General features: G+C 66.4%; 22 protein-coding genes. 12 read left to right on the forward strand and 10 right to left on the reverse strand.

What is annotated here, in order from left to right:
• Positions 1 to 52 precede the first annotated feature (52 nt).
• Entirely contained in the window at positions 53 to 220 is a 168-nt protein-coding gene (locus AC6I6S_RS05660; protein WP_497948760.1) for a hypothetical protein, read from the forward strand.
• 13 nt (positions 221 to 233) lie between these two features.
• Here AC6I6S_RS05660 and AC6I6S_RS05665 read toward each other — a convergent pair whose 3' ends face one another.
• Together AC6I6S_RS05665 and AC6I6S_RS05670 are read right to left on the reverse strand one after the other, a co-directional pair.
• The gene (locus tag AC6I6S_RS05665) at positions 234 to 1,295 is read right to left on the reverse strand and encodes a glycosyltransferase (protein WP_497948761.1); all 1,062 of its coding nucleotides are present in this window, start codon (positions 1,293 to 1,295) and stop codon (positions 234 to 236) included.
• 280 nt (positions 1,296 to 1,575) lie between these two features.
• Positions 1,576 to 2,604, reverse strand: a complete 1,029-nt coding sequence (locus AC6I6S_RS05670; RefSeq protein ID WP_497948762.1) for a hypothetical protein — start codon at positions 2,602 to 2,604, stop codon at positions 1,576 to 1,578.
• A gap of 337 nt (positions 2,605 to 2,941) precedes the next feature.
• Here AC6I6S_RS05670 and AC6I6S_RS05675 point away from each other — a divergent pair, with 337 nt between their 5' ends.
• The 5 genes from AC6I6S_RS05675 to AC6I6S_RS05695 all read left to right on the forward strand — a co-directional run bounded on the left by AC6I6S_RS05675 (position 2,942) and on the right by AC6I6S_RS05695 (position 7,680).
• Positions 2,942 to 4,777, forward strand: a complete 1,836-nt coding sequence (locus AC6I6S_RS05675; protein ID WP_497948763.1) for a S9 family peptidase — start codon at positions 2,942 to 2,944, stop codon at positions 4,775 to 4,777.
• A gap of 77 nt (positions 4,778 to 4,854) precedes the next feature.
• Positions 4,855 to 5,871 carry a lysylphosphatidylglycerol synthase transmembrane domain-containing protein gene (locus AC6I6S_RS05680; RefSeq protein WP_497948764.1) on the forward strand — a complete coding sequence of 339 codons (1,017 nt, stop codon included), beginning with the start codon at positions 4,855 to 4,857 and terminating at the stop codon, positions 5,869 to 5,871.
• Positions 5,872 to 5,924: 53 nt separating this feature from the next.
• Positions 5,925 to 6,872, forward strand: coding sequence for an ABC transporter ATP-binding protein (locus AC6I6S_RS05685; protein WP_497948765.1), 948 nt, complete (start codon positions 5,925 to 5,927; stop codon positions 6,870 to 6,872).
• Positions 6,869 to 7,408: an ABC transporter permease gene (locus tag AC6I6S_RS05690; protein ID WP_497948766.1), complete on the forward strand. Its 540-nt coding sequence runs from the start codon at positions 6,869 to 6,871 to the stop codon at positions 7,406 to 7,408. The genes AC6I6S_RS05685 and AC6I6S_RS05690 overlap by 4 nt, the downstream gene beginning before the upstream one ends.
• Before the next feature lie 11 nt (positions 7,409 to 7,419).
• Positions 7,420 to 7,680 carry a hypothetical protein gene (locus tag AC6I6S_RS05695; protein WP_497948767.1) on the forward strand — a complete coding sequence of 87 codons (261 nt, stop codon included), beginning with the start codon at positions 7,420 to 7,422 and terminating at the stop codon, positions 7,678 to 7,680.
• Between the two features lie 6 nt (positions 7,681 to 7,686).
• On the opposite strand, the gene AC6I6S_RS05700 is transcribed toward AC6I6S_RS05695, so the two are convergent.
• Entirely contained in the window at positions 7,687 to 8,748 is a 1,062-nt protein-coding gene (locus tag AC6I6S_RS05700; protein ID WP_497948768.1) for an NAD(P)-dependent glycerol-1-phosphate dehydrogenase, read from the reverse strand.
• A 102-nt stretch (positions 8,749 to 8,850) separates the two neighbouring features.
• Positions 8,851 to 9,744, reverse strand: coding sequence for a universal stress protein (locus AC6I6S_RS05705; RefSeq protein WP_497948769.1), 894 nt, complete (start codon positions 9,742 to 9,744; stop codon positions 8,851 to 8,853).
• Between the two features lie 150 nt (positions 9,745 to 9,894).
• On the opposite strand from AC6I6S_RS05705, the gene AC6I6S_RS05710 reads away from it, so the two are divergent.
• From AC6I6S_RS05710 to AC6I6S_RS05720, 3 genes are all read left to right on the forward strand, one after another.
• The gene (locus AC6I6S_RS05710) at positions 9,895 to 11,946 is read left to right on the forward strand and encodes a hydantoinase/oxoprolinase family protein (protein ID WP_497948770.1); all 2,052 of its coding nucleotides are present in this window, start codon (positions 9,895 to 9,897) and stop codon (positions 11,944 to 11,946) included.
• Complete coding sequence (locus tag AC6I6S_RS05715) at positions 11,943 to 13,727, forward strand: hydantoinase B/oxoprolinase family protein (protein WP_497948771.1); 1,785 nt, start codon at positions 11,943 to 11,945, stop codon at positions 13,725 to 13,727. Before AC6I6S_RS05710 ends, AC6I6S_RS05715 begins: the two co-directional genes overlap by 4 nt.
• A 160-nt stretch (positions 13,728 to 13,887) precedes the next feature.
• Positions 13,888 to 14,307 (forward strand): hypothetical protein, encoded by a 420-nt coding sequence (locus tag AC6I6S_RS05720; protein WP_497948772.1) that lies wholly within the window; start codon positions 13,888 to 13,890, stop codon positions 14,305 to 14,307.
• A gap of 82 nt (positions 14,308 to 14,389) precedes the next feature.
• On the opposite strand, the gene AC6I6S_RS05725 is transcribed toward AC6I6S_RS05720, so the two are convergent.
• Positions 14,390 to 15,382 carry an NAD-dependent epimerase/dehydratase family protein gene (locus tag AC6I6S_RS05725; RefSeq protein ID WP_497948773.1) on the reverse strand — a complete coding sequence of 331 codons (993 nt, stop codon included), beginning with the start codon at positions 15,380 to 15,382 and terminating at the stop codon, positions 14,390 to 14,392.
• Positions 15,383 to 15,420: 38 nt separating this feature from the next.
• Between AC6I6S_RS05725 and AC6I6S_RS05730 the strand changes: the two genes are divergently transcribed.
• Positions 15,421 to 15,723 carry a hypothetical protein gene (locus AC6I6S_RS05730; RefSeq protein WP_497948774.1) on the forward strand — a complete coding sequence of 101 codons (303 nt, stop codon included), beginning with the start codon at positions 15,421 to 15,423 and terminating at the stop codon, positions 15,721 to 15,723.
• Between the two features lie 48 nt (positions 15,724 to 15,771).
• Positions 15,772 to 16,182, forward strand: a complete 411-nt coding sequence (locus tag AC6I6S_RS05735; protein WP_497948775.1) for a GIY-YIG nuclease family protein — start codon at positions 15,772 to 15,774, stop codon at positions 16,180 to 16,182.
• 6 nt (positions 16,183 to 16,188) lie between these two features.
• Here AC6I6S_RS05735 and AC6I6S_RS05740 read toward each other — a convergent pair whose 3' ends face one another.
• On the reverse strand, positions 16,189 to 16,368 hold the full coding sequence (locus tag AC6I6S_RS05740; protein WP_497948776.1) for a hypothetical protein: 180 nt from the start codon (positions 16,366 to 16,368) through the stop codon (positions 16,189 to 16,191).
• A 355-nt stretch (positions 16,369 to 16,723) separates the two neighbouring features.
• On the opposite strand from AC6I6S_RS05740, the gene AC6I6S_RS05745 reads away from it, so the two are divergent.
• On the forward strand, positions 16,724 to 17,182 hold the full coding sequence (locus AC6I6S_RS05745) for a hypothetical protein (RefSeq protein WP_497948777.1): 459 nt from the start codon (positions 16,724 to 16,726) through the stop codon (positions 17,180 to 17,182).
• Between the two features lie 28 nt (positions 17,183 to 17,210).
• On the opposite strand, the gene gltB is transcribed toward AC6I6S_RS05745, so the two are convergent.
• From gltB to AC6I6S_RS05765, 4 genes are all read right to left on the reverse strand, one after another.
• Positions 17,211 to 21,779, reverse strand: coding sequence for a glutamate synthase large subunit (gene gltB, locus AC6I6S_RS05750; RefSeq protein WP_497948778.1), 4,569 nt, complete (start codon positions 21,777 to 21,779; stop codon positions 17,211 to 17,213).
• Positions 21,780 to 22,134: 355 nt separating this feature from the next.
• On the reverse strand, positions 22,135 to 23,619 hold the full coding sequence (gene proS / locus AC6I6S_RS05755; protein ID WP_497948779.1) for a proline--tRNA ligase: 1,485 nt from the start codon (positions 23,617 to 23,619) through the stop codon (positions 22,135 to 22,137).
• 255 nt (positions 23,620 to 23,874) lie between these two features.
• Positions 23,875 to 24,441 carry a polymer-forming cytoskeletal protein gene (locus AC6I6S_RS05760; protein ID WP_497948780.1) on the reverse strand — a complete coding sequence of 189 codons (567 nt, stop codon included), beginning with the start codon at positions 24,439 to 24,441 and terminating at the stop codon, positions 23,875 to 23,877.
• Positions 24,442 to 24,492: 51 nt separating this feature from the next.
• Positions 24,493 to 24,987, reverse strand: a complete 495-nt coding sequence (locus tag AC6I6S_RS05765) for an 8-oxo-dGTP diphosphatase (protein ID WP_497948781.1) — start codon at positions 24,985 to 24,987, stop codon at positions 24,493 to 24,495.
• Positions 24,988 to 25,152: the final 165 nt, after the last annotated feature.

Here is a 25,152-nt window from a genome sequence, read left to right on the forward strand (position 1 = left end):
CGGAGCCACAACTAGAGGATACTATGATTAGGCAAAGCGGTGATGTGCTATCATGGAACACGTATCGGAGCTCGGGCTAGGGGTCGCGATCGGTGTCGGCCTCGGAATCGTGTTCGGCGCCGCCACGGGTACTCTCGGGGCCGGAATCGCGATGGGTGTCGGAATCGGCGGCGCGCTCGGCGTAGCGCTGAGTGAGTACTCTGCAGAGCGGGCCGCGTGACCGGTCGGGTCGCCTACAGCAGCCCGTACTCGGCGCGGAGCCCCCTGTACGTCTCGAGGTATCGCTCGCTCACCGACCGCCGATCGAACGGCTCGAAGTCGGGGTCGTAGTCGCGCCCCTCCAGCCCGCCGGCCTCGACGATCGCGTTCGTTAGCTCCGCCTCGCTGGTGGTTCGAAAGCCGCGCTCGCGTCCCTCGACGAGTTCGTGGGCGCTCGAGTCGGCGTGGTACTCGACGATTCCGACACAGCCACAGGCCAGCGCCCGTAACAACTCGTTGGGAAACACACACCGGGTCGCCGTCTGGGCGAAAACGTGTGCACCCCGATAGCTGGCGATCCGCTCCTCGAGGGTAGCCTCGCCGGTAAAGGTGATCCGGTCGTCGATCCGGAGATCACGCGCCAGCCCCTCGTAGGTGTCCCGCTCGGGACCGTCACCGATGATCCGCGCGCTCCAGTCGCGTCGGCGGAGTTCGGCCAGTGCGAGCAGCAGGCTCTCGAGGTTCGCCTCTTCGTCGAGGCGTCTGGCGTAGACGACCTCGGTAGCCTCCCCGGGATCGATCCCCCGAATCCGCTCGAGGTCGATCGGGGTCGGAACGACGGCGACCTGCTCCTCGCTCGCTCCCCGTTCGCGGACCCAGGTGGCGACGAGCCTCGAGGGAGTAACGATCCGCTCGGGGCGACCGGCCGCGAGTCGGTGCCAGCGGTCGTCCGGAATCCCGCTGTCGCCGTACCACTCGACGACCAGCGGAACGCGGGCGAACGTTGCACCCGCACGAGCGGCGACCACCTGCGCCGGCGGCTCGGCGCGTGCGTGGACCACGTCCGGACCGACCGACCGAACCGCGATCGGAAGCCGCCACAGAAACGCCCGGCGAGCCTCGGGGCTCGCCGAGAGGCCGTGGTAGACGATGCCGTCGCGCTCGAACGTTCGGTGGTCGCCGGACCAGAACCGCGCACAGAAAAGGTGAATCTCGTGGCCACGGTCCCGGAGGATCTCGAGGACCGTCTGGAATCGCTCGTTCGTCTCCGTCCGTCGGTGGTGGACCGTATCGAGAGAGACGAACGCGAGGCGCATCTAGTCCGTCACTCTTAGTGGAAGTACAAAAATTCTATCTGTTTCCATCGGTGATGCGGCCGCCTCGAGAAGTCGGAACTGCGACGACAGGAGGCGCTATCGTCTGCTCGCTCGAGTCGGCGAGCAATGGGATTTTTCGGGGGGATAGGTCGACTGACTTTCCCTGTCCGTTCGCTCAAAAACGCGCACCTGATTGGGATCAGAGAATTGGTCCAGATCGCTCGAACGGAGCAGTATGTGCCCCGTCAGCGCCCCAGATCGATCATCGCGGCGGAGCCGCTCACACGGTCGCCATCTTGATCTTCATCTCGTCTTTCTTCTCCTCGAGTTTGTCTTTCAGCCCGGTCGTTTTCTCCTCCTTCTCGTCTTTGTCAGGCCTCTCTTTGGGCTCTTCTTTCTCGATTGGTTTTTCCTTTGGCTCCTTCTCGACCGGCTCTTCCTTCTCAACCGGCTCCTCTCTCGGCTCTTCTTTCTCGACCGGTTCCTCCTTTGGCTCCTTCTCCACCGGTTCTTTCTCGACTTTCTCAACTCGTTCTTCTTTCTCGACTGGTTCCTTTTTGTCGACTGGCTCCTCTCTCGGTTCTTCTTTCTCGACTGGCTCCGCTGCGGGTTTCTCGGTCGGTTCTTCTTTCTCAACCCGCTCTTCCTTCTCGACTTTCTCAACCCGCTCTTCCTTCTCGACCGGTTCCTCCATTGGCTCCTTCTCCACCGGCTCTTCCTTCTCGACTGGTTCCGCTGCGGGTTTCTCGGTCGATGCTTCCGCTGGCTTGTCGACCACGAACTCGAGTGCGACGGGACGGTCCTCGTGTTCGGCCGTAAGGTGGTACGCTCCGTCCGCCAGTTCGGAGAACGCGAACTCGTCGTTCGCCTCGACGACTTCGGTGACGTTCACTGGCTCCTCGGCGTCGTCGCGTTCCTCGTCGTCGCAGTCGATCTCGATCTCGAGTTCGTACACCACATCCTCGTCCACGAGTTCGTCCTCCTCGACGTCATCCGCCATTTCGTCGTCGACGCTCTCGTTGAGCGTTACGTTTACGGCGACGTCGTTCGGATTCGTGACCGTGATCTCACCGCCGTCGTCAGCACAGTCGTACGTGACCTGCAGTGCCTCGAGGTCGGTCTCCTCGGTGGTCGCCAGTCCGAATGCACCCACGCTGACCGTCATCCCCACGACGACGAGTATCGTGAGGAGAACGGTCAACCACGGCTTCCCTCGTTTTGAGTCCGCTACCCGCTCCCCGGGTCGTGATTTGTCTCTCATGTCTACCGCCAATGAGAGCCAACGTGCAGCCCAGCCTTTGTTATGCACAACGGACAGCGACCGCCCACAGCGCCGTTAGAAGGGATCTGATCGGAGAAAAAACGGTTGAATAAAACGATGAGAAATATAACCTCTTGCGGCCGATGAATTCCGCCTTGCATCGGCCGGTGATCGTTGCACCGGTACCCGGTGGTATACATTCGGTCACCCTCGAAACCAGCGACAAAACCACTCTACAGGGAGATTCACGGACGAACAGATCAGGCGAAACGAACGCGACATCGAATGTTACCGCGTCGGAGCGACGGCAGTAGGGAGTTACGTGCCCCCTCGAGAAACAGCCTCGAACGAAACTATTACTGTTTCGAATCGATATAGGCGAGCCATGGCAACGTACGACATCGAACGCTATCTCAACATCAGAAGCGCTAATGGAGCCTCGTTCGGCCCCGACGGCGACCGACTCTCGTTTCTGATGAACACGACCGGTGTTTCACAGATCTGGACGCTCGAGAAGCCACGGGGGTGGCCCGAACAGCGAACCTTCTACGAGGAACGCGTCACGTTCGCCTCGTGGTCGCCCGAACGGTCGGAACTCGCCTTCGGCATGGACGAAGGCGGTAACGAACGCGCCCAACTGTTCCGCCTCGACGCCGGTACCGGAACGATCGAGAACCTCACGTCGATGCCCGACGCCAAACACCGCTGGGGCGGCTGGAGTCACGACGGCGAACAGTTCGCGTTCACCTCGAACCGTCGCGACGAGGCCGTCTTCGACGTCTACGTCCAGGGTCGCGAGGAGACGGGGTCGGAGGCCGAACTCGTCCACGAGGGCGACGGCTGGCTCACCGTCGCCGGGTTCAGCCCCGACGATTCGACGCTCCTCGTCGCGAAGGCGTACTCCAACGCCGATCAGGACCTGTATAGCCTCGACCTCGAGAGCGGCGAGTTCCGCCACCTCACCCCCCACGAAGGTGACGTCCGTCACCGAAGCCCCGTCTGGGCACCCGACGGCGAGGGGATGTATCTGGTCACCGACCGCGAGAGCGACACCCTCGAACTCGTCTATCTCGATCTGGACAGCCTCGAGTTCGAGTCCGTCACCGACGGGGACGGCTGGAACATCGGCGGCATCGCGCTCGACGAGGACAGTCGTCGCTTCGTCTACTCGCGAAACGTCGAGGGATACACGGACCTGACCGTCGGCGAGTTCGATAGAGACGATCCGACCTCCTTCGAGACGTTTCCCGAACCTGATCTCCCCGGCGGAGCCGGCGATTCGGCGTCGGGCACCGTCGCGGGCGGCGTGAGTTTCGACCCGGACGGCGAACGCTTCGCGTGTACGATCACCGGCGATCGAACGAACACGAACGTCGTCGTCGCCGAAATCGAAACCGGCGAGACGACCCGCTGGACGAACGCCCCGACCGCCGGGATTCCCCCGGAGACGTTCCAGGAATCGAAACTCGTCCACGTCGAGAGCTTCGATGGACTCTCAGTCCCCGGCTTTTTCACCCTCCCCGAGGAGTACGAGGCCGGCGAGACGCCGGTCGTGGTCGACATCCACGGCGGTCCCGAGAGCCAGCGTCGCCCTTCGTTTTCCTCGGTCAAGCAGTACCTCGTCAACCGCGGCTACGCCTACTTCGAGCCGAACGTCCGGGGTTCCTCGGGCTACGGCGCCGAGTACAAGAGCCTGGACGACGTCGAAAAGCGGATGGACTCCGTCGCGGATATCGCCGCCTGCGTCGACTGGCTCGAGGATCACGAGGCCGTCGACCCCGACCGAATCGCCTGCATGGGCGGCTCCTACGGCGGCTTTATGGTGCTCGCCTCGCTCACCGAGTATCCGGACCTCTGGGCGGCGGGCGTCGACGTCGTCGGCATCGCCAACTTCGTTACCTTCCTCGAGAACACCGGCGACTGGCGCCGAAAGCTCCGCGAGGCCGAGTACGGGAGCCTCGCCGAGGACCGGGAGTTCCTGGAAGAGATTTCGCCGATCAACAACATCGAGAGCCTCGAGGCTCCGCTGTTCGTCCTCCACGGCGAGAACGATCCGCGGGTTCCCGTCGGCGAGGCCGAACAGATCGTCGAGAAGGCCCGCGAGCAGGGCGTCCCCGTCCGCAAGCTGATCTTCGACGACGAGGGTCACGGCTTCTCGAAGCTCGAGAACCGCATCGAGGCCTACTCGGCGGTCGCGGAATTCTTAGACGAGCACGTCTGAGCCTCGGCGGCGGCGGGCCCCGCGGCATCAGTCTCCGTTTCTGTGGTGTTCAAGAGGGGTGAGCGCGTGGAGCGTGTATGCAGTACCGACGAGCAGCGCTCGGCCTCACCCTCGCGCTCGCGGTCGTCGGCCTGCTCGTTTACGGCGTCGGCTGGGAACAGGTCCTCGAGCACGTCCGCCGCGCGAACACCGGCTGGCTCGCGGTCGCGCTCGTCGCCGGCCTCGGCATTCTCGCTCTGCGTGGGTTGCTCGTCGAGCGGTTGCTCGTCCCGATAGACGGCAGCGCCCGCGGCGTCGCCCTCGTCGCCGCGTTTCTCTCCGGGTACTTCGCCCGCAGCGCGCTCCCGTGGGGGCGCTCGACGGGGACGCCGATCACGGCCTACCTGCTCGCGGCCAACTCAGACTCGGAGTTCGAGGACAACCTGGCCGTCGTCGCCACCGCGGAGGTGTTCGGCTTTCTGGCGAGCGTCGTCGTCGCGCTGGTCGGACTGGCGGCCTACACCGCGATCGGGGAAACCCCGGCAGATCTCCTCTCGAGTCTCGCGCTCGCGGGCGGCGCAGGACTCCTCGTCGCCGGAACGGTCGCCGCAGTCGCCTACCAGGGGTGGGCCCGGACGGCCCTGTTCGGCCTCGCGGGGCGATGGGAACGAGTCGCCGCCAGGGTTCCACGACTACCCGGCGACCATGGGGGTGCGACCGCTCGCGTTTCCGGGTTCTTCGACACCCTCGAGACCGTGAAAGCGGCCCGTGAGACGCTCGTCCTCGCCTTCGGGATCGCGCTCACGAGCTGGCTGGTCAATGCCCTCCCGCTGTACTTCAGCCTGCTCGCACTCGGTGTCGATGCGCCGCTCGTGCTGGCACTCGCCTGTGCGCCGCTGGCCTCGTTCGGTGGCATCCTCCCGCTCCCCGGCGGTACCGGCGGAATCGAAGTCGTCCTGGCGGGATTGCTGGTCGCGATGGCGGGGCTCACGGCGGATGTCGCGACCGCGACCGCACTGCTCTACCGCCTCACGACCTACTGGCCCCACCTCGTTCTGGGCGGGACGGGTGCGGTCTACCTCTCGATGGCCGGCCAGCGAACCGTCACCGTCTGAGCCGGGGGTACTCATCAGCCAGAAATAAATATCAGCGGTTTAAACAGACTCCCGTGACAGCCATCCAGACGACCGCCCTGACGAAACGCTTCGGCGAGGATGTCCTCGCCGTCGACGACCTCGACATCCGGATCGAGGACGGCGAGGTGTTCGGGTTCCTGGGTCCGAACGGCGCCGGCAAGTCGACGACGATCAACATGCTCCTCGACTTCGCTCGCCCCTCCAGCGGCAGCGCAACGGTTCTGGGCTACGACGCGCAGGCCGAAACCGACGCGATCCGCGAGCGCATCGGCGTCCTCCCCGAGGGCGCGAGTGTCTACGACCGCCTCAGCGGGCGCGAACACCTCGAGTGGGTCATCGAAACCAAGGGCAGCGACGACGATCCCGCCGAACTCCTCGAGCGCGTCGGACTCGCTCCCGAGGAGGCCGACCGCCCCGCAGGCGGCTACTCGAAGGGGATGACCCAGCGACTCGGTTTCGGGATGGCGCTCGTGGGGAACCCCGATCTGCTCGTGCTCGACGAACCCTCCTCCGGGCTCGATCCGACGGGAATGCAGGAGATGCGCGAGGTCATCGCCACGGAGGCAGAGCGGGGGACGACCGTCTTCTTCTCGAGTCACACCCTGGGGGAGGTCGAGGCCGTCTGCGACCGCATCGGGATCATGAACGGCGGCCGCCTCGTGGCGACGGGGGCCATCGACGAACTCAGAGAGGGGCTCGATCTCGGCGCAACAATCAGCCTCGAGGTCGACGCGGTGCCGGAACGCCTCGAACTCGAGTCCCTCGCGGGGGTCCGGGCCGTCGCGGTCGACGGAACCCGCATCACCGTCACCTGCGCCGATCCGACCGTGAAGATCGAGGTGGCCGAGCGCGTGGCGCGTGCGGCTCGCGTCGTCGACATCGTCTCCGAGGACGCCTCGCTCGAGCAGCTGTTCAACAGCTACACGGGTGAGAGACGAACGGCCGCCGAGGAGCCGCCCGCCGTGGAGGTGGGGCCGTGAGCACCATCGCGGTCGCGCGAAAGGACTTCCTCGACGCCAGACGCGCGAAGATGGTCTGGTTCGTTGGCGGAATCTACGCGCTGTTCATGGCCCTGCTGTTCTACTTCGGGCAGACGAACATCTCGACCCCGCGCGTCGAGGACCAGCTCGGCGCGATGATGGGAATCGGTGCGCTGATCATCCCCCTCATCGCGCTCGTCGCGGCCTACCTGGCGATCGCCGGCGAACGCGAGTCCGGCAGCATCAAGTATCTGCTGTCGATCCCGAACAACCGCCGTGACGTCGTCCTCGGCAAGTTTCTGAGCCGCGCGGCGATCGTCACGGCGGCGATCCTCCTGGCGTTCGTCCTCGGCGTCGCGATGGCGCTGGCGTGGTACCCCTCCCTCGAGGCCGAACTGTTCGCCAGGGTCGCCGCGCTGACGGTGCTCTACGCGCTGACGTACGTCGCCGTGGCGATCGGCATCTCCGCCGCGACGGGATCGCGGTCGCGCGCGATGGCCGGGCGATCGGTTTTTTCTTCGCTACGAACGTCCTGACGCTGCTGCCGGTGTTCGGGAACGCGATCAGCTACGTCCTGACCGACCTCCTCGGCCTCGAAGTTACCCGCGAGGGCATCGCCTTCGTCCAGGCGGTGCTGAGTCCGACGATCGCCTACACCTATTCGATGTCACTCGCCTTCCCCAATGTCGGAATGCCGGGGGACACCTGGTATCTCGAGGGCGAGGTCATGCTGGTGATCATGGCCGCGTGGCTCGTCCTCCCCCTCCTGGCCGGCCTCTGGCGGTTCCAGCGGGTCGATCTCGGCTGACGCCGGTCAGTCGATGACGCCCGTTCGCGTCGCAACCTCTCGAGCCGCCCGTTCGTCCATCCCGTCGCCGAGGATCGTATATCGGTCGCGAATCGCGTGACAGGTCGAAAGTGCCTCGATCACGGTGTCGTCGTCGATGCCGAGTTCGTCCGCCGTCGTCGGCGCGTCGATGCTCTCGAGGGCGGCGCGGATGTCCTGCCAGATTCCGCGGTCGCCGCCGTGAAGGTAGGCGGTCATAATCGAGCCGACGCCGACCTGATGGCCGTGGAGGGCCGCGCCGGGCGCCAGACGGTCTAACTGGTGCGAGAAGAGGTGTTCGGCGCCGCTGGCCGGCCGCGAGGAGCTGGCGATCGACATCGCGACGCCCGAGGAGACGAGCGCCTTGGTGACGATCCAGGCGGACTCCTCGACGCCGGGGCGGATCAGGTCGGCGTTGTCGACGAGGATTTCGGCGGTCATCTCCGAGAGCGCCGCGGCGTACTCGGAGTACTCGACGTTTTTGAGCCGGTGGGCGAGCCGCCAGTCCATCACCGCGGTGTAGTTGCTGATGATGTCGGCACAGCCCGCCGTGGTCAGCTCCCAGGGTGCGTTCGCGAGGATTTCGGTGTCGGCGATCACCGCAAGCGGCGGTTCCGCGGCGACGCTGTGGCGGGTATCCCCCTCCGGTACCGAGCCGCGGTTGCTGACGATCCCGTCGTGACTCGCCGCCGTCGGCACGGAGAGAAAGCCGATCCCGAGGTGGTCGCTCGCCATCTTCGCGATGTCGATCGCCTTCCCGCCGCCGACCCCGACGAGGTAGGAGACGTTCGCGGCCTCCGCCTCGTCGATCACCTCCTCGACGGCGTCGAAACTCGCCGTCTCGACGGTGACGGTGACGGGGTCGATCCCCCGCGCTTCCAGGTCGGCGGCGATCGGTTCGGCGGCGAGTTCCTTCGGCGTCGGACTCGTGACGAACAGCGGCCGTCCCTCGAGGTGCAGGTCGTCGATGGCGTCGACGGCCTGCGAGAGAACGCCGTGTCCGACGAGGACGTTCCGCGGCAGGCGGATCCACGTCGTCTTCTCGAACATGTCTCCACGGAGGCAGACGAGGCATAAAGACGTTCCCTCCGCGCCGGTGGGCACCGGGGCGGCTGCTGGCGAAACGCACGGCCGCGTCGGCGGCCGCCGAGGTCACGGCTCGACGAGTCGCTGGCGCAGCCGATCCAGCATCGATCCGCCGACGGCGTCCCCGGCGCGGGCGAGGATTACCGTTCCGTCGGTCCGGTGGACGACGTCTCGAGCGATTGAGCCGACCAGCCGGCGGTGGAGCGCCCCCTGGCGCGTCGCCCCCAGAACCACGATATCGTGGTCATCCGTGGCGTCGACGATCGTTTCGCGGATCGCGCCCTCCCGAAACTCCGTTTCGATCGGGATGTCCGGACCGGGGAGCTCCTCGAGGGCCCTCCGAGCCTCCTCGAGGAACTCATGGGCGGCAGCCTCGTCGACGTCGGTGGCGACGACCGAGAGCGGGTTGACGCGCGCTTCGTTTCGCGCCGCGATCGCCTTCGCAACGGTCGCAGCCGGTCTGACGTGCGGTCCCCCCGCGACCGGCAGCAGGATCGAATCGACGCCGTTTGCCTCCTGGCCGATTCGCTCGACGTAGAGATCACACGGCGCACGCTCGATGAGGCGGTCGACCGTCGTTCCGAGGACGGCGTCGGTCCGTCCGCGCCGTCGCTCCCAGCCGACGACGAGCGCACTCGCGTCGGCGGCCGCGACCGCGCTCAGCACACCGTCGGCGACCGTTCGGCCGACGACGATGTCGCGTTCGATCCGAACGTCCTCGGGCGCGACTGCCGCCGCCGACTCGAGTATCCGTTCGCTGTCGCCCGAGAACTGCTCGACGATCGTCTCGTCAGCGTACACCGAAAACGGCGATTCGTGCGATTTGACGACGACGGTGACGACCCTGACGATGCCGTCGCCGATACGGGCGAGGTCGCCTGCCGTTCGAACCAGTTGTTCGACGTGGGCGGGACTCGCGACGGCGACCAGTACCGGTCGTCCGTCGGTTGGCTGCGTCATACCCTCCGTTGGAGGGGAGAGGACGAATATCCATGGGTGTATTTCACACACATGTCGCCGGCTCTCCGGTGGTAGCCGTCGAAACGAAACGGTCCGACCGGCGTCACCGCCAACCGGAGCTTTTAGACCGTCGCCACCTACCGAACGGCCATGAACGAGACACCCCCCAGTAGTCGGATCGGGGTCGACGTCGGCGGGACGTTCACCGACGTCGTCACCCTTCGGGACGGCACCCTCGAGGTCGTCAAGACACCGTCGACCCCCGACGCCCCCGACGAAGGCGTCGTCGACGGTCTCGAGAAGAGCCGCGACCGGAGCGCCCTCGCCTTCGAGGCCGTCGACTTTTTCGCCCACGGGACGACCGTCGCGACCAACGCCGTCTTAGAGCGCGAGTGGGCAGACACCGCGCTGGTGACCACCGAGGGATTCGGGGACGCCCTCGAGATCGGCCGCCAGGCCCGCCCCGACATCTACGACTTCGATGCGGCGAAGCCGACGCCGATCGTCGAGCGCGACCGCCGGTACGAGGTGACTGAGCGACTCGACGAGCGCGGCGCCGCGCGGACGCCCCTGGACGAGGAAAGCGTCAGGACGGTCGCCGACGAGATCGCCGCCGCGGACGTCGACAGCGTCGCCATCTCCCTCCTGTTTTCCTTCGAGAACGACCACCACGAACGCCGCGTCGAAGAACTCCTCCGAGCGGCCGGCATCGATGTCTCCTACTCCCGCTCGAGCGCAGTGCTCCCCGAGATCCGCGAGTACGAGCGAACGCTGGCGACGGCGCTCAACGCGGCGCTCAAGCCGGTGATGGACGCCTACATCGGCCGCCTCGAGACGAGCGTCGAGGCCCTCGGCGTGCCGGCGGCGATGCAGATCATGCAGTCGAACGGGGGGATCATCGACGCCGGACGGGCTCGAGAGCGCCCGATCAACACCCTGCTCTCGGGACCGGCGGCGGGCGTCCAGGGTGCGGCCCACGTCGCCGGACTCGCCGGCGCCGAGGACGTGCTCACGATGGACATGGGCGGCACCTCCTGTGACGTTTCGCTCGTCAGGGGCGGCGAACCGGTCGTCTCGACGGACGTCGAGGTCGGCGACTACCCCGTCGGGGTCCCGATGATCGCCGTCCACACCATCGGCGCCGGCGGGGGATCGATCGCCTGGATCGACGCGGGCGGCGCGCTCCGCGTCGGCCCCCGCTCGGCGGGTGCGGTTCCCGGCCCCGTCTGCTACGGCCGCGGCGGCGAGAAGCCAACCGTAACCGACGCACAGCTCCTGCTGGGGCGACTCGACCCCGACGCCTTCCTCGCGGCGGAACTCGAGGCCGACGTCGACGCCGTCGAGCGCGCCGTCCGCGAGCGGATCGCCGATCCCCTGGGGATGAGCACGGAGGAGGCCGCCCAGGGAATCCTCGACGTTGCGAACGCGAACATGGAGCGGGCGCTCCGGGTCGTCAGCGTCGAGCGGGGCCACGACCCCCGCGAGTTCGGGCTGGTCGCCTTCGGCGGCGCCGGCCCGCTGCACGCGCCCGCCCTCGCCGACTCTCTCGACGTTCCTCGCGTGCTCGTCCCGGCGAGCGCGGGCGTGCTGTCGGCGCTCGGCTTGCTCATCACCGACCTGGTCCACGACTTCAGCACCTCGATGGTGCGCCGCCGGGAGGAGATTTCGCTCGAGGAGCTTGCGGACGCCTTCGAGCGTTTCGAGCGGGAAGGACGAGACCGACTCGAGCACGCGGAAATCGAGATCGAACGCGCGATCGATCTGCGCTACGTCGGCCAGTCGTTCGAACTCACGATCGACCTTCCCGACGCGGAACTCGACGAAGAAACGCTCGAGAGTGCTGCCGCCCGGTTTCACGCCGAACACGAGCGCCGGTACGGCCACGCCTCGCCCGAGGAACCCCTCGAACTGGTCACCGTCCGCCTGCGTGCACGCGGGCTGGTCGAAACGCCGGATCTCGCCGCTGCCGCCGTGAGAACGGATGAGCCGGACGACGCGATCAGTGGCGAACGCACGGTCGTCTACGGCGGCACCCCCCACGCAACGCGGATCTACGACCGGGAGCAACTCCCCATCGATGCCGAACTCAAGGGGCCGGCGATCGTCGAGGGCGCAGAAAGCACCGTCGTCATCCGCCCCGAGCAGACGGCGAGCGTCGACGAGTACGGCACGATCGCCATCGACACGGAGGTGGCGCGGTGAGCGACTCCGACGGCCGAAACGCCGGCAGCGCTGATGCCGGGGGCGTCGATCCGGTCACCCTCGAGGTGATCCGCAACGCGTGTGCGGCGATCGCAGAGGAGATGAACGCGAACCTCATTCGGACCGGGTACTCGCCGAACATCAAGGAGCGTCGGGACTGCTCCTGTGCCGTCTTCGACGCCGACGGCGACATGATCAGTCAGGCCGAGAACATGCCGGTCCACCTCGGGGCGATGCCGTTTTCGGTGGCGGCGGCGCTCGAGCGTTACCCACCGGAAGCCCTCTCGCCCGGCGACGCCGTGCTGGTCAACGACCCGTTCCGCGGCGGGGCGCACCTGCCGGACCTGACGCTCGTGACGCCCGTCTACTACGAACGCGAGGCGCAACGCGCCTCGAAAAATTCGAGCGGTGATGAACCGCGAGACAGCGAACTGATCGCCATCGCGGCCAACCGCGCCCACCACGCCGACGTCGGCGGCTCGCGGGCCGGCAGCGTCGCGGCTGACTCGACGGAGATCTACCAGGAAGGAATCCGCATCCCGCCGGTGAAGCTGTTCGAAGGCGGCGAGGTCGACGCGGACGTGATGGACCTCGTCCTCGCGAACGTCCGCACGCCCGACGAGCGCCGCGGCGACCTGCGCGCCCAGCAGGCGGCCAACGAGACCGCCCGCGAGCGCCTGGGAGACCTCGCCGAGACGTACGGTCTCGAGACGCTCACCGACGCCGTGGGGGAGATCCAGGACTACTCCGAGCGACGGATGCGCGCGGCGATTTCCGAGCTTCCCGACGGGACCTACGAGTTTTCCGATACCCTCGACGACGACGGGCAGGGAGCCCGCGACATCGAGATTCGGGCGGCGGTGGCGATCGACGGCGAGGAGATCACCGTCGACTTCGGCGGCACCGCAGACCAGGTCGCGGGGGCGGTCAACGCCGTCTTCGCCGTCACCGCGTCGGCGACCTACTACGCGGTGCGCTGTCTCACCGATCCGGACATCCCGCCGAACGAGGGCTGTTACCGCCCGATCGAGATCGACGCCCCCGAGGGTACCGTGGTCAACGCCAGCCCGCCCGCCGCCGTCGTCGGCGGCAACCTCGAGGTCTCCCAGCGGGTGACCGACGTCGTCCTCGGCGCGCTCGCCGAAGTCGTCCCCGAGCGGGCGATCGGGGCCTGCCAGGGGACGATGAACAACGTCACCTTCGGCGGCATCGATCCCCGAGACGACACGCCGTATGCCTTCTACGAGACCCAGGGCGGCGGCTTCGGCGGACGGGCGGGCGGCGACGGGATGGACGGCGTCCACGTCCACATGAGCAACACGATGAACACGCCGGCGGAGGTGCTCGAGACGGCCTACCCGCTCTCGGTCGAGCGCTACGAGTACCGCCCCGACACCGGCGGCGCGGGCGAGTTCCGCGGCGGTCTCGGCCTCCGGCGGGACATCCGCGTGCGCGACCACGAGGCGGCCTTTAGCCTGCTCGCCGATCGCCGGAAACGCGGCCCCTACGGGATCGAGGGCGGTTCCGACGGGGCGCCCGGTGACGACAAACTGCTCCGAAACGGCGAGGAGGAGTCGATCGACGCGAAGACGGCCCGGACCCTCGAACCCGATGACGTCGTGAGCATCCGGACGCCGGGCGGTGGCGGCTACGGCGATCCCGCGGCGCGCGACCGCACGGCGATCGAACGGGATCTGGAGTTGGGGAAGCTGTCGCTCGAGGCGGCCAGAGAGGCGTACGGCTACGAGCCGGACGGCGACGAGTCTGCTACGGACGGATGAAGGCGAACTGGCGGCCGGCTTCGGGTCCCGACGCGGGCGGCCGCGCGACCGCTCGGCCCGCCGCCGGGGTTGACGTTACTGCATACCGGGGGTGGCCGCCTCATCCCTGATAAATTTCGAGAGCTACATGATTTTGTCAATCGAACACCCAATTCTGGGTATGGGTCACGATAACGATATTCTCCGAACGGAGTACACGCACCTGGAGAAGACCGTCTATCCGGAGCCCGCGGAGTGGTCGTCGGTCGATTTCGCGGCAGGCCGAAACCGGATCGTCATCATGGGATACGTGACGAACGGGGATCGAAGACACTCGCTGTCGGTCGGTGAACTCGACCTCGAGCCGTCTGAGTCGAGCTACGAACTCGACGTGGAGATGCGAATTACGAAACGGGACAGCGATACCGTCTTAGCGGTGTATACGCCCGGTTTTCATTATCGATTGTCCATCGAATTCAGCGAGGAAATCCCGAGAGAGTATTCGATCAGCCACGTCGACGAGTACGGCGAAACGCAGTACGAAGTCTACGAGGTGTCGCTCTCCCCGCAGGATCGGTATTTCGAAGACTCGTCGGCGTAACGTCGAGCAGCCTGGAGCGTTTCCAACACCCGACTGGCTTTTCACAATTCTGGGGAAAATAACCGGGCTGCGTGGCATCCAGTCAGAGCGTGTCCAGAATCCCGAGCACGCGCTCCTCCGCCTCCCGGCCGGGGTCGTGTTCGCTCCCGTCGCGGTCGCTTTCTCTGTGTTCCGCGACGGTCCGTTCCATCGCCTCCTCAAGTGGCGTCGACTCCCACCCCAGATCCGCAAGTTTCGCAGTCGAAAGGACGTGCGGGTAGTCGCGGTAGAGGACGTAGTCCTCCGCGGAGAGATCGACGGCCTCGAGTTCCCGCGGGCCGGCGTGGACCACGTCGACGGTCGTTCCGGCGACGTCGGCGATCAGGTTCACCATCTCCTCGAGCGTCACGAGGCGGCGGTCGCCGACGTTGTACACCTCGCCCGCCGCGCCTTCCTCGGCGACGATCCGGAGCGCGCTCGCGACGTCCTCGACGTAGGCGCGGTGCCAGACGTTGGTGCCGTCGCCGGGAACGATCACGCGGTCGTACTCGAGGACGCGGTCGATCCAGAAGTCAAGCCGCTCGGTGTAGTCGTGGGGGCCATACACGATGCAAGGGCGGACAGAGCAGGCGTTGACCCCGCTCTCGGCCGCCGCGAAGACGGCGCGGTCGCCCTCGGCCTTGCGGTTGCCGTAGGTGTCGCTCGAGTCGTCCGTCGCCTGCTCGGCGCTGCAGGGGCGCATCGGCGTCTCCCCTTCCCGTTTGGGGATCTCCTCGCGGCCGTAGGCGTCGCCGCTCGAGATGTAGACGTACCCCTCACAATCGGCGAAGATTTCCGTCGCGGCGCGGACGTCCCGCGGGTAGTACGCCACGCAGTCGATGACGATATCGGGGTCGGTCTCGCTCGCGGCGGCCTCCAGGGCGGAGTCGTTCGTCCGGTCGCCTTCGATATGGGCGACCCGCTCGTCGTCGGAAAACGGGTTCTCGTGGTTCCCGCGGTTGAATATCGTGACGTCGTAGTCGTGGGCCAGCAGCTCCGAAACGGTGTGTCGGCCGATGAATCGGGTGCCGCCGATCACCAGGGCGGTGTCGCTCATCGCTCGAGAGTGGGTCCGCGGGGGTGAAAAAGCCCCGAGTGACGGCGATCCGCGACGGCCACGGCGCACAACAGCTAACTATCGTCGATCGAAAGCTGTCGACGATGACCGACAACGACCTCTCTGGGGCTCTCGGGGCCGGTGCGGCCGCACTCGCGGCGGTCGTGGTGTTCGTGCAGGGGTACGCGGTCGCCGCCGTCGCCTGCCTCGTGCTGATGGTCTTCTCGCTGCTGAAAACCCTCTCGCCGACGGGCAGGGAGTGGATCGACCGACACGGCGCCGTCGCGACGGCGGTCCGGGTGGGAGTCGGCGCCGTCGCCCTGCTCGATATTCTCGCCTGAGCCGACTCGAATCCGGTAGGTTTCTTCCCGGGGCATCGTACCCCCACTATGGCCTGCGGCACGTACGTCCTCTGTCTCGATGTTCCTCGTCCGCTCTCCCTCGAGATCGGCGCACTCGGGGAGTTCTCTCTCGAGGGAACCTACGTCTACGTCGGTAGCGCGCTCGGGCCCGGCGGCTTCGCCCGCGTCGAGCGCCACCGCGAACTCGCAGGCGGGGACCGAGACGTCCGCCACTGGCACGTCGACTACCTGCTCGGTCACTCCGAGACGGCTCTCGAGGCGGTCGTCCTGTTCCCCGGTGCCGACTGCGAGTGCCCCCTCGCAACCGACCTCCCCGGCGATCCCGTCCCGGGGGTCGGCGCCTCCGACTGCGACTGTGAGGCGCACCTGCTCGCCGTTTCCGACCCCAACTCGCTCAGGCGGGCGATCGAGACGGCTGGCGGCGTCTTCGAGCGCTGACGGCGCTCAATCTGCGTGGTCGCTGGACTCGGCTCTCACCTCGGAGGTCCGTGTGGGCGCGGTCGACGCGACTCGTGCGGTGCCGCTCGTCTCGTCGAACATCAGGTGCGTATGCGGGGGGGAGGCGATCTCGACGTTCGCGTCCTCGAGCGTTCCCCAGACCGCTTCGTGAATAGCAGAGCACATCACTCGCGGCAGGTAGGGGCGTTCGACTCAGAGTTGAGATCCAGCAGGAAGCCGTGGTCGGCGACGACTCGATGAACGCCCTGGGTTGTGCGGGATACTTCGCCCGCCCCATGGTTCGAACCGTACTAGGCGACGAGGAGGACGACGACCGCCGCCAGCCAGTTCGGAAGCGATTCCAAAACGGCGCGGGGAGCCGTTACGGCCGAAAGGGGATCGAAGACGTGCACAGGTAGCGATCACCGACGGGACCAGAGTTCGTTGCCGGCGACCCGGTACCCGAGCCGGGATCTGCCATCGGCCGAGTCGGCTCGAGAACGGAAACTCCTTCTACTGTGATACGAGAGGGGCGGGCAACGTGGACTCCGTCCCGACTCGATTCGAACGACTTGCGGCGGTCGGCGCGATCCTCGCCGGCCTGTTGGCAGTGCCGGCAGCTGCGCTCGGCTCCGGGGTCGCCGTCGTCGTGCTGCTGTTCGTCGCGTTCACCTGTGGAACGATCGCGAACGCCCGCGTCGGGTACCGGGAGCTGCTGGCGTTCGGGGTTCGCGAGGTCCCCGAGAATGATCCCGGCGCCGAGCGGTACCGCGAGCGGCGGCAGCGAACGGGCGAACGGGTCGAGGAACTCGTCTCGATCGAATACGATCCGCGGTTCGACCGCCTGCTGGCGGTTGGACTAGCACTTCTCGGTATCGGGTCGCTGGCGGCCGTCGCGACCGGAGTCACGGAGGATTTACGAGCACTGCTGGTCGCCCTGATCGGTCTCAACTGCGCGTTGATCGTCTACGGAGCGTCGTACGTGAACGGCGACGACTGAGAGCGAAGAGCGAGGTGCGGATCGCGGGTCAGTCGTCGCTTGCGGCGAAACCTGGTGACTCGGCTTCGACCTCGGTTTCGGGCGTTCCCGGTAGCTCGCTGCGGACGTCGTTCCCGCCGTCCTCGGAAATCGCGCGGTGATAGGCCTCCGGCATCAGCTTCACGAACGACTCGAGAGCACCCTCCCAGTTCTCGAGCAGGTTCGCACCGCGCTCGGAGCCGGTGTAAGCGACGTGGTTCTCGACGAGGCGACGAAGCATCTCGACATCGCGTTCTTCGAGTTCGTCGTGCAGCGTGACCATGCCGGTGTTTACGCGGTCGGCGAATTCGGCGTCGGGGTCGAAGACGTAGGCGACACCGCCGGACATCCCCGCGGCGAAGTTTTTGCCCGTCTCGCCGAGGACGGCGACGACGCCGCCGGTCATGTACTCACAGCCGTGATCGCCGACGCCCTCGACGACGGCTTTCGCACCGGAGTTGCGGACGGCGAAGCGCTCGCCGGCGACGCCGTTGACGTAGCACTCGCCGCCGGTGGCGCCGTAGAGGGCGACGTTTCCGATTGCAACGCTCTCGGTGGGCTCGTAGGCGGCCGTCTCAGGCGTTCGGACGGTGATCTTCCCGCCCGAGAGCCCCTTGCCGAGGTGGTCGTTCGCGGCTCCCTCCAGGTGCAAGGTGAGGCCGCTCGCGAGGAACGCGCCGAAGCTCTGGCCGGCGGTTCCCTCGAGGTCGATCGTGAGCGTATCGTCGGGTAACCCGGGCTCGCCGTAGCGGCTCGTCACCCGGTTCGAGAGCATGGTGCCGACCGCGCGGTCGACGTTCGAGACGGTCGTCGAGAGCGTCTTCGGGGACCGGTTCTCGATCGCGGCGGCGGCTGCTCGAAGCAGTTTCTTGTCGAGGTGATCCTCGAGGCCGTGCGCTTGCTCCCGACTCTTCGTCCTCGCGTCACCCACGGGCTCTGCGAGCACTCCCGAGAGGTCGACGCTCCGAGCTTTCGGGTGATCGACGTCATCACGCTGGGAGAGAACGTCGACCCGCCCGACGAGGTCCTCGACGGTTTCGAAGCCGAGTTCGGCCATGAGTTCGCGTAGCTCCTGGGCGATGAACGTCATGTAGTTGATCACGTGCTCGGGCTCGCCGGGGAACCGTTTGCGCAGGTCCTCGCGCTGGGTTGCAACGCCGACGGGACAGGTGTTCTTGTGACACTGGCGGGCCATCACGCAGCCGCTCGTGACCAGCGAGGCGGTGCCAAAGACGTACTCCTCGGCACCCAGCGCGGCGGCGACAGCGACGTCGCGCCCAGTCTTCAGGCCGCCGTCGGCGGAGACGCGGATGCGGTCCCGAAGTCCCGTCTCACAGAGCAGCTGGTTCGCCTCCGCCAGGCCGAGTTCCCACGGGAGGCCGGCGTTCTTGATCGAGGTGCGGGGCGAGGCGCCGGTACCACCGGAGTGGCCCGAGATATGGACTACGTCGGCGTTGGCCTTCGCGACGCCGGCCGCGATGGTACCGATGCCGGCTTCGCTGACCAGCTTGACGTTGATGTCGGCGTCCTCGTTGGCCGCCTTCAGGTCAAAGATCAGCTGCTTGAGATCCTCGATCGAGTAGATGTCGTGTAGCGGCGGTGGCGAGATTAGCCCGACCCCTGGAGTGGACTTGCGGACGCGAGCGATCATCTCGTTTACTTTCTCGCCCGGCAGATGGCCGCCCTCGCCGGGCTTTGACCCCTGGGCCATCTTGATCTGCAGTTCGTCCGCACTCGAGAGGTAGGTGCTCGTGACGCCGAATCTCCCGGAGGCGACCTGTTTGACGGTGCACTCGCGCTCGGTGTCGAACCGCTCCGGCGGCTCGCCGCCCTCGCCGGAGTTGGACTTGCCGCCGATGCGGTTCATTGCGATGGAGTTGTTCTCGTGGGCCTCCGGCGACAGCGAGCCGAGACTCATCGCCGCGGTCGAAAAGCGCGTTACGATCTCTTCGACCGGTTCGACGTCCTCGAGCGGGATCGGCTCCCGGTCGAAATCGAACTCGAGGAGCCCCCGAAGGGTCCGCAGCTCCCGGCTCTGGTCGTTGATCAACTCGGCGAACTCCCCGTAGCGCTCGTAATCGCCCGACCGCACCGCCTGCTGAAGGGTGCCGACCGTCTGCGGGTTCCACTGGTGGGAGAGCCCCCCGGAACGGTGTTCGAACTCGCCCTGGCGCTCGAGGCTCGCTTCCCCCCCGCCGAACGCCGCCGCGTGGCGCTCGCGCAGATCCGCCTCGATCTCGGCGAGCCCGATCCCCCCCGTGCGGTTCTCGGTGCCCTCGAAGTACTCGGCGACGAGGCCGGAGTCGAGGCCGACCGCCTCGAAGATCTGGGCTCCCTGGTAGCTCTCGACCGTCGAGATCCCCATCTTGGCCATGATCTTCAGCAGACCGTCCTCGAGAGCGCCGACGTAGGCGTCGATCGCCGTCTCGGCCTCGACGCCGTCGGGACCGGCGGTGAGATCCGCGATGGTTTCGTAGGCGAGGTAGGGATCGACTGCGTCGGCGCCGTAACCGACCAGCGTCGCCACGTGGTGGACGGTGCGCGGATCCGCCGACTCGAGGACGAGCCCCGCGTGGTTGCGAAGCCCGTTGCGGACGAGGTGGTGGTGGACCGCCCCCGTCGCGAGCAGGCTCGGAATCGCCAGGCGCCCGCCGTCGACGCCGCGGTCGGAGAGGATCACGACGTCGTGGCCGCCCTCGATGGCGGCGACGGTGTCCTCGCGGACCCGGTCGATGGCGGCCTGGAGCGCCACACCGGACTCCCCGGTACGTTCCTCGCGGTCGGTCTCGTAGGTGATGTCGACCGTGGTCGCGGTGATCCCGTTGGCCTCGCAGTCGCGGATTCCGGCGAGTTCCGCGTCGGTGAGGATCGGCGAGTCACAGACCAGTTGGCGGGCGTGGGCCGGCGATTCCGCGAGCAGGTTTCGCTGGTGACCCAGCCGAGACTCGAGGCTCGTCACCAACTCCTCGCGGATGTAATCCAGCGGCGGGTTGGTTACCTGGGCGAACAGCTGCTTGAAGTAGGAGAACAGCGGGCGGTTGTACTCGGCGAGCACGGACAGCGGCGTGTCGTCGCCCATCGACCCGACGGGGTCTTTCCCTTTCCTGATCATCGGCTCGAGGAGGTTCTCGAGTTCGTCGTGAGTGTAGCCGAAGGCGGCCTGTCTGGTTCGCAGGTCGGTCGCCTCTCCGTGTGTGGCGGCGGGAACCGTTGCAGTCGGGGGCGTGACGTCCGCGAGTCGGACCTGCTCCGTGGCGACCCACTCGCCGTAGCGGTCGTCGACGAGGTCGTCGAACACCTCGTCGTCGGGCACCACCCGACCCTCCGCGGGGTCCGCCAGAAACAGCTCTCCCGGCCTGAGCCGGCCGCGCTCGGCGATTTTCTCGGGTGGCGTCTCGAGCGCCCCGGCCTCGCTGGCCAGCACGAGTCGGTCGTCGGTCGTCACGTCGTAGCGACAGGGGCGCAGGCCGTTGCGATCGAGTACGGCGCCGACGCGTTCGCCGTCGGTGGCCGCAACGAGCGCGGGGCCGTCCCAGGGTTCGATCAACGACGCGTGGAAGTCGTAGAACTCCCGGCGCGGCCGGGGCATCGATTCGTCGGTTCGCCAGGCCTCGGGAACGAGCATCCGAAGGGCGTGTGCGAGGTCGCGGCCGTCCTGGACGAGCAGGTCGAGCGCGTCGTCGACGCTCGCGGTGTCGGACTGGTCCGGGTCGTCGATCACCGGTTTGATCGCCTCGAGATCGTCGATCGTCTCGCTCTCGAGGTCCGTCTCCCGGGCGCGCATCCAGTTGACGTTCCCCCGGATGGTGTTGAACTCGCCGTTGTGGATCACCTTCTGGTGAGGGTGGGCGAGGTGCCACGCACCGAGCGTGTTCGTCGAGAATCGCTCGTGGACCATGACGAACGTCGATTCGATCCGATCGTCGGTCAGATCGGGGTAGTACGTCGGAAGCTGTTCGCCCTTGAGCAGTCCCTTGTAGACGATCGTCCGCGAGTCGAGCGAACAGACGTAAAACCGCTCGGTGTCGAGGTCGGCGTCCTCGACCGCCGTCTCGAGCGCGCGACGGGCGACGTACAGCCGTCGGTCGAATCGCTCCCGCGAGACGTCGTCGGCCGGGGTGACGACACACTGCCGAACGTCCGGTTCGGACTCGAGCGCGGTCGCCCCCAGACCGTCGTTGTTCGTCGGTACGGATCGCCAGGTGCGAACCTCCAGATCGTACTCGGCCAGAACGCTCTCGACGACGTCGACGAGCGTCTCGCGCGTCTCGTCGTCCTGCGGGAAAAACAGCGAACCGACGGCGTACAGATCGGGTAGTGACACCTCGAGAACGTCGCGGAAGAACGCATCCGGCGTCTGTAACATAATTCCCGCACCGTCACCGGTGTTTTCCTCGGCGCCGGTCGTCCCGCGATGTTCGAGGTTCTCGAGTAGTTCGAGACCGTCGGCGACGACGTCGTGGCCGCCGTTCCCGTCGAGGTCCATGACGACCCCGACGCCGCAGTTCGATCGAGCGTCGGTGGGGGCGGCGAGCCCTCGCCGGCGCTCGGGAGTGGGCCCCCTGTGTGGCTGTGACATGCCTCGACGTGGGTCCATCTGAGATAAGAGGTTACCCCATAATGACTAAATGTATTATAAGCACATATAATGACATTGCAGGTGTAGAAACGGCGCGTTCACTGTCGAACGTCGGTGCCAGAAGTGTCAGAGGCACGTAGTGCTCGCCGGCGAGACGAACACCACACTGTATACACGGGCGTCCATCGGTAAGCACTGATGGGCTATTCAATTAGGTATGCGATCGAGACACACACGATTTCGAAGCCGACGAACGACGACAGTTTCGCGTGAGTACGCGGCGGTTCGGGCCCCGAGAACGGCGATTTACCAGTCGTGATCGACGAAGCGGGGACGGTGCGACCGCACGGAGCGATCAGTACGACTTCGCGAAGTACGCGATCTGGTCGGCCGCCTCGCCACAGACCGAACAGTCGGCGTCCTCGTCGGGCCGTTCCGGTTTCCCCGCGGTCCGTCCGCCCTGCTCCTCGAGGGGTTGCATGACGATCTCGGCGGCGACTTTCTCCTTGATCGCCTCCTCGCAGGCCTGGTCGCCACACCACGGCACCCGCACGTAGCCGCCGTGTTTGCCGATGGTACCCATGATCTCCTCGGGGCTGTCGGCGGTGCGGACGTTCTCCTCGAGGCGTTCCTCGGCGGTGTCGTACAGTTTGTCGAAGATCGCCTCGAGGTGGTCGTCGACGGTGTCGACGATACCCGACCGCTCCTCGAAGGACTTCTCGTTGTCCGGGCGGTGGACCAGCGTGACCTCCTCGTCGTCGACCTCGTTGGGGCCGATCTCGAGGCGCAGCGGGATGCCGTTGAGTTCGTGTTCGTTGAACTTGAAGCCGGGATTGCGCTCGTCACGGTCGTCCAGGTCGACGCGGACGCCCGCCTCCTCGAGCTCCGCGGCGATCTCCGCCGAGTACTGGAGCACCTTCTCTTTGGTGTCGGCCTGCCAGATGGGGACGATGACGACCTGGGTAGGTGCGACGGTGGGCGGCAGGACGAGTCCCTGATCGTCGGAGTGGGTCATGATGAGCGCGCCGAGCGCCCGCCAGGAGAGCCCCCAGGAGGTCGTGTATGCGGTCTGCTCCTCTTCGTCCTCGTCGGCGAAGGTGATGTCGAACGCCGTCGCGAACGACTGACCGAGGTGGTGGCTCGTGCCCCCCTGGACGGACTTGCCGTCGGGCATCAGCGCCTCGACGGTGGTCGTCGTGTCCGCACCGGGGAACTTGTCGTGGTCGGGTTTCTTCCCGCGCAGCACCGGGATCGCGAGCACCTCCTCGTAGACGCGCTCGTACTGGCTCAGTCGGGTCCAGACCTCCTCCCACGCCCCCTCGTCGCTCGCGTGGGCGGTGTGACCCTCCTGCCAGAGGAACTCCTTCGTGCGGAAGAACGGCTTCGTCTCGGTGGCCTCCCAGCGCACGACCGAACACCACTGGTTGGTTCGCAGCGGCAGGTCGCGGTGGCTCCGCGTCCACTCGGCCATAAAGGGCGCGATGATCGACTCGCTGGTCGGCCGCACGGCGAGTCGCTCCTCGAGTTCCTCGTGGCCGCCGTGGGTCACCCAGGCGACCTCGGGGTCGAACCCCTCGACGATGTCCTTCTCGCGCTCGAGGTAGGACTCGGGGATGAACATGGGGAAGTAGACGTTGTCGACGCCGGTCTCCTTGAACCAGCCGTCGAGGGCGTCCTGGATGCGCTCCCAGAGCGCGTACCCCCGGGGTTTCGTGACGATAAAGCCGCCCATGGGCGCGTAGTCGGCCAGTCCTGCCTTCTGTACGACCTCGGCGTACCACTCGCCGGGTTTGTGCGATTTGGACTCGGTGATCCCGAGCTCCTGACTCTCCTCGCTCATACATCGATATGCAGCCAGCGCGCTCTTAAACGATGCGAAGGTGCGACGACGACCCGCACGGGGCTCGACCCACCGGCAAGACGGCTCAGCGTACCCGTGCCGTCGGCCATAGTAGGCCACTGAAAGTCAATGCATACCTGACTGCACGACGACTGTGCGATCAGTGTGTAAATCGTTTCAGTTGTTACGATACCTGCTCGCGAACGCGGACACGAACCGGTGCCGAAAAAAGTGGGCGGGCGCTGAACCGGGGAGTTACTCGTCGTCTTCGCCGTCGTCTTCGTCCTCGGCATCGGCGTCGGTCTCTTCGACCTCGCCGTCGATCTCCGTCTCCTCGCCTTCGGTGACCGTCGCGCCGGTGACGTCGCCACCGATCGAGTTGTTCTCGCCGAGATCGACGTCACCCTCGGCCTCGATATCGCCGTCGACGGTGACGTCACTCTGGGTCGTGACGCGGTCGCCGGCGGTCACGTCTCCGGTGACGGTGGCGCCGATTCCGAGCGAGACGAACCCGCTGGCGTCGATGCTACCGTCGACTTCGACGCCGTCTGCAACCTCGACGTCGCCGTCGAAGTCGATGTCTTCGTCGGTATCCTCGTCGATGAAGGTCGCCTCGAGATCCTCGTCTTCGGTGTCGTCAGTGTCGTTATCGGCGGTATCGTCGGTGTCGTTACCAGCGTCGTCGGTGTCGTTGTCACCGTTGTCGTCGGTACCACCGTCGTCGTCATCGCCGTTGTCGCCGGTACAGCCGGCGACGGCGGCGACCGACACTCCCGCGACCGTTCCGAGAAACGTACGTCTTCGTGTAGTATGATCCGACATGATTCTAGATAACCCTCACACGAGGGGGGATAAGGAGCTTGTGATACCGACCTATTGGCTCGCCTGGCTCGAATCGAGCGCCACTCCCCATTCGAGGTCGTAGTCGACGAACTCCGCCTCGTCGAGGGGGCGACCACCCTCGAACCGGAACTCGCCGCGAACCGTCCGGCCCTCGAGCACGCCCGGCAACCAGAGCGAGTCGTCGTCCCACATTCGGTCGTAGGGAACGTCCTCGAACGCGACCCACTCCGGTCTGGCCTCCGGCGACGCGGTCGGTTCGCCCTCGAACGACGCGGTCCGGTAGACGTGGCAGAACGTGTGGCCCTCCCCATCGAGGGTGAACGTCAGTTCGCCGGCCTTCTCGAGGTCCCGAACCTCGATACCCACCTCCTCGCGGACCTCTCGAATCGCACATTCCCGCGGGGTTTCGTCACCCTCGAGTTTTCCGCCGGGGCCGTTGTACCACCCCTCGCCGAGCCCGCGGCGCTTCTCGATCAACAGGACTTCCTCCTCACGAACGACGAAGCACAGCGTTGCCTCCTGCATACACGGGGGTTCGGATGCCTGCGAATATAGTAGGCGTTGAAAGTCAGTGCACGCCCGGTCACGATCATCGGCGGCCAGCCTCGTCGCGGCGGCCGAGGCTGGCCGCTCAGGTCTGACCGGGTGGAAACCGTCTCAACGCAACTATAAAACCCGAGGGGCCGGCGG

Source organism: Natrononativus sp. DTA114, assembly GCF_059736515.1.

Coding starts and splice junctions, on each gene's coding strand:
- AC6I6S_RS05725 (WP_497948773.1), bottom strand. CDS start 15,382: ATGAGCGACACCGCCCTGGTGATCGGCGGCACCCGATTCATCGGCCGA.
- AC6I6S_RS05740 (WP_497948776.1), bottom strand. CDS start 16,368: ATGTGCTCTGCTATTCACGAAGCGGTCTGGGGAACGCTCGAGGACGCG.
- AC6I6S_RS05765 (WP_497948781.1), bottom strand. CDS start 24,987: ATGCAGGAGGCAACGCTGTGCTTCGTCGTTCGTGAGGAGGAAGTCCTG.
- AC6I6S_RS05720 (WP_497948772.1), top strand. CDS start 13,888: ATGGGTCACGATAACGATATTCTCCGAACGGAGTACACGCACCTGGAG.
- AC6I6S_RS05705 (WP_497948769.1), bottom strand. CDS start 9,744: ATGACGCAGCCAACCGACGGACGACCGGTACTGGTCGCCGTCGCGAGT.
- AC6I6S_RS05735 (WP_497948775.1), top strand. CDS start 15,772: ATGGCCTGCGGCACGTACGTCCTCTGTCTCGATGTTCCTCGTCCGCTC.
- AC6I6S_RS05665 (WP_497948761.1), bottom strand. CDS start 1,295: ATGCGCCTCGCGTTCGTCTCTCTCGATACGGTCCACCACCGACGGACG.
- AC6I6S_RS05660 (WP_497948760.1), top strand. CDS start 53: ATGGAACACGTATCGGAGCTCGGGCTAGGGGTCGCGATCGGTGTCGGC.
- AC6I6S_RS05710 (WP_497948770.1), top strand. CDS start 9,895: ATGAACGAGACACCCCCCAGTAGTCGGATCGGGGTCGACGTCGGCGGG.
- AC6I6S_RS05700 (WP_497948768.1), bottom strand. CDS start 8,748: ATGTTCGAGAAGACGACGTGGATCCGCCTGCCGCGGAACGTCCTCGTC.
- AC6I6S_RS05680 (WP_497948764.1), top strand. CDS start 4,855: ATGCAGTACCGACGAGCAGCGCTCGGCCTCACCCTCGCGCTCGCGGTC.
- gltB (WP_497948778.1), bottom strand. CDS start 21,779: ATGTCACAGCCACACAGGGGGCCCACTCCCGAGCGCCGGCGAGGGCTC.
- proS (WP_497948779.1), bottom strand. CDS start 23,619: ATGAGCGAGGAGAGTCAGGAGCTCGGGATCACCGAGTCCAAATCGCAC.
- AC6I6S_RS05675 (WP_497948763.1), top strand. CDS start 2,942: ATGGCAACGTACGACATCGAACGCTATCTCAACATCAGAAGCGCTAAT.
- AC6I6S_RS05760 (WP_497948780.1), bottom strand. CDS start 24,441: ATGTCGGATCATACTACACGAAGACGTACGTTTCTCGGAACGGTCGCG.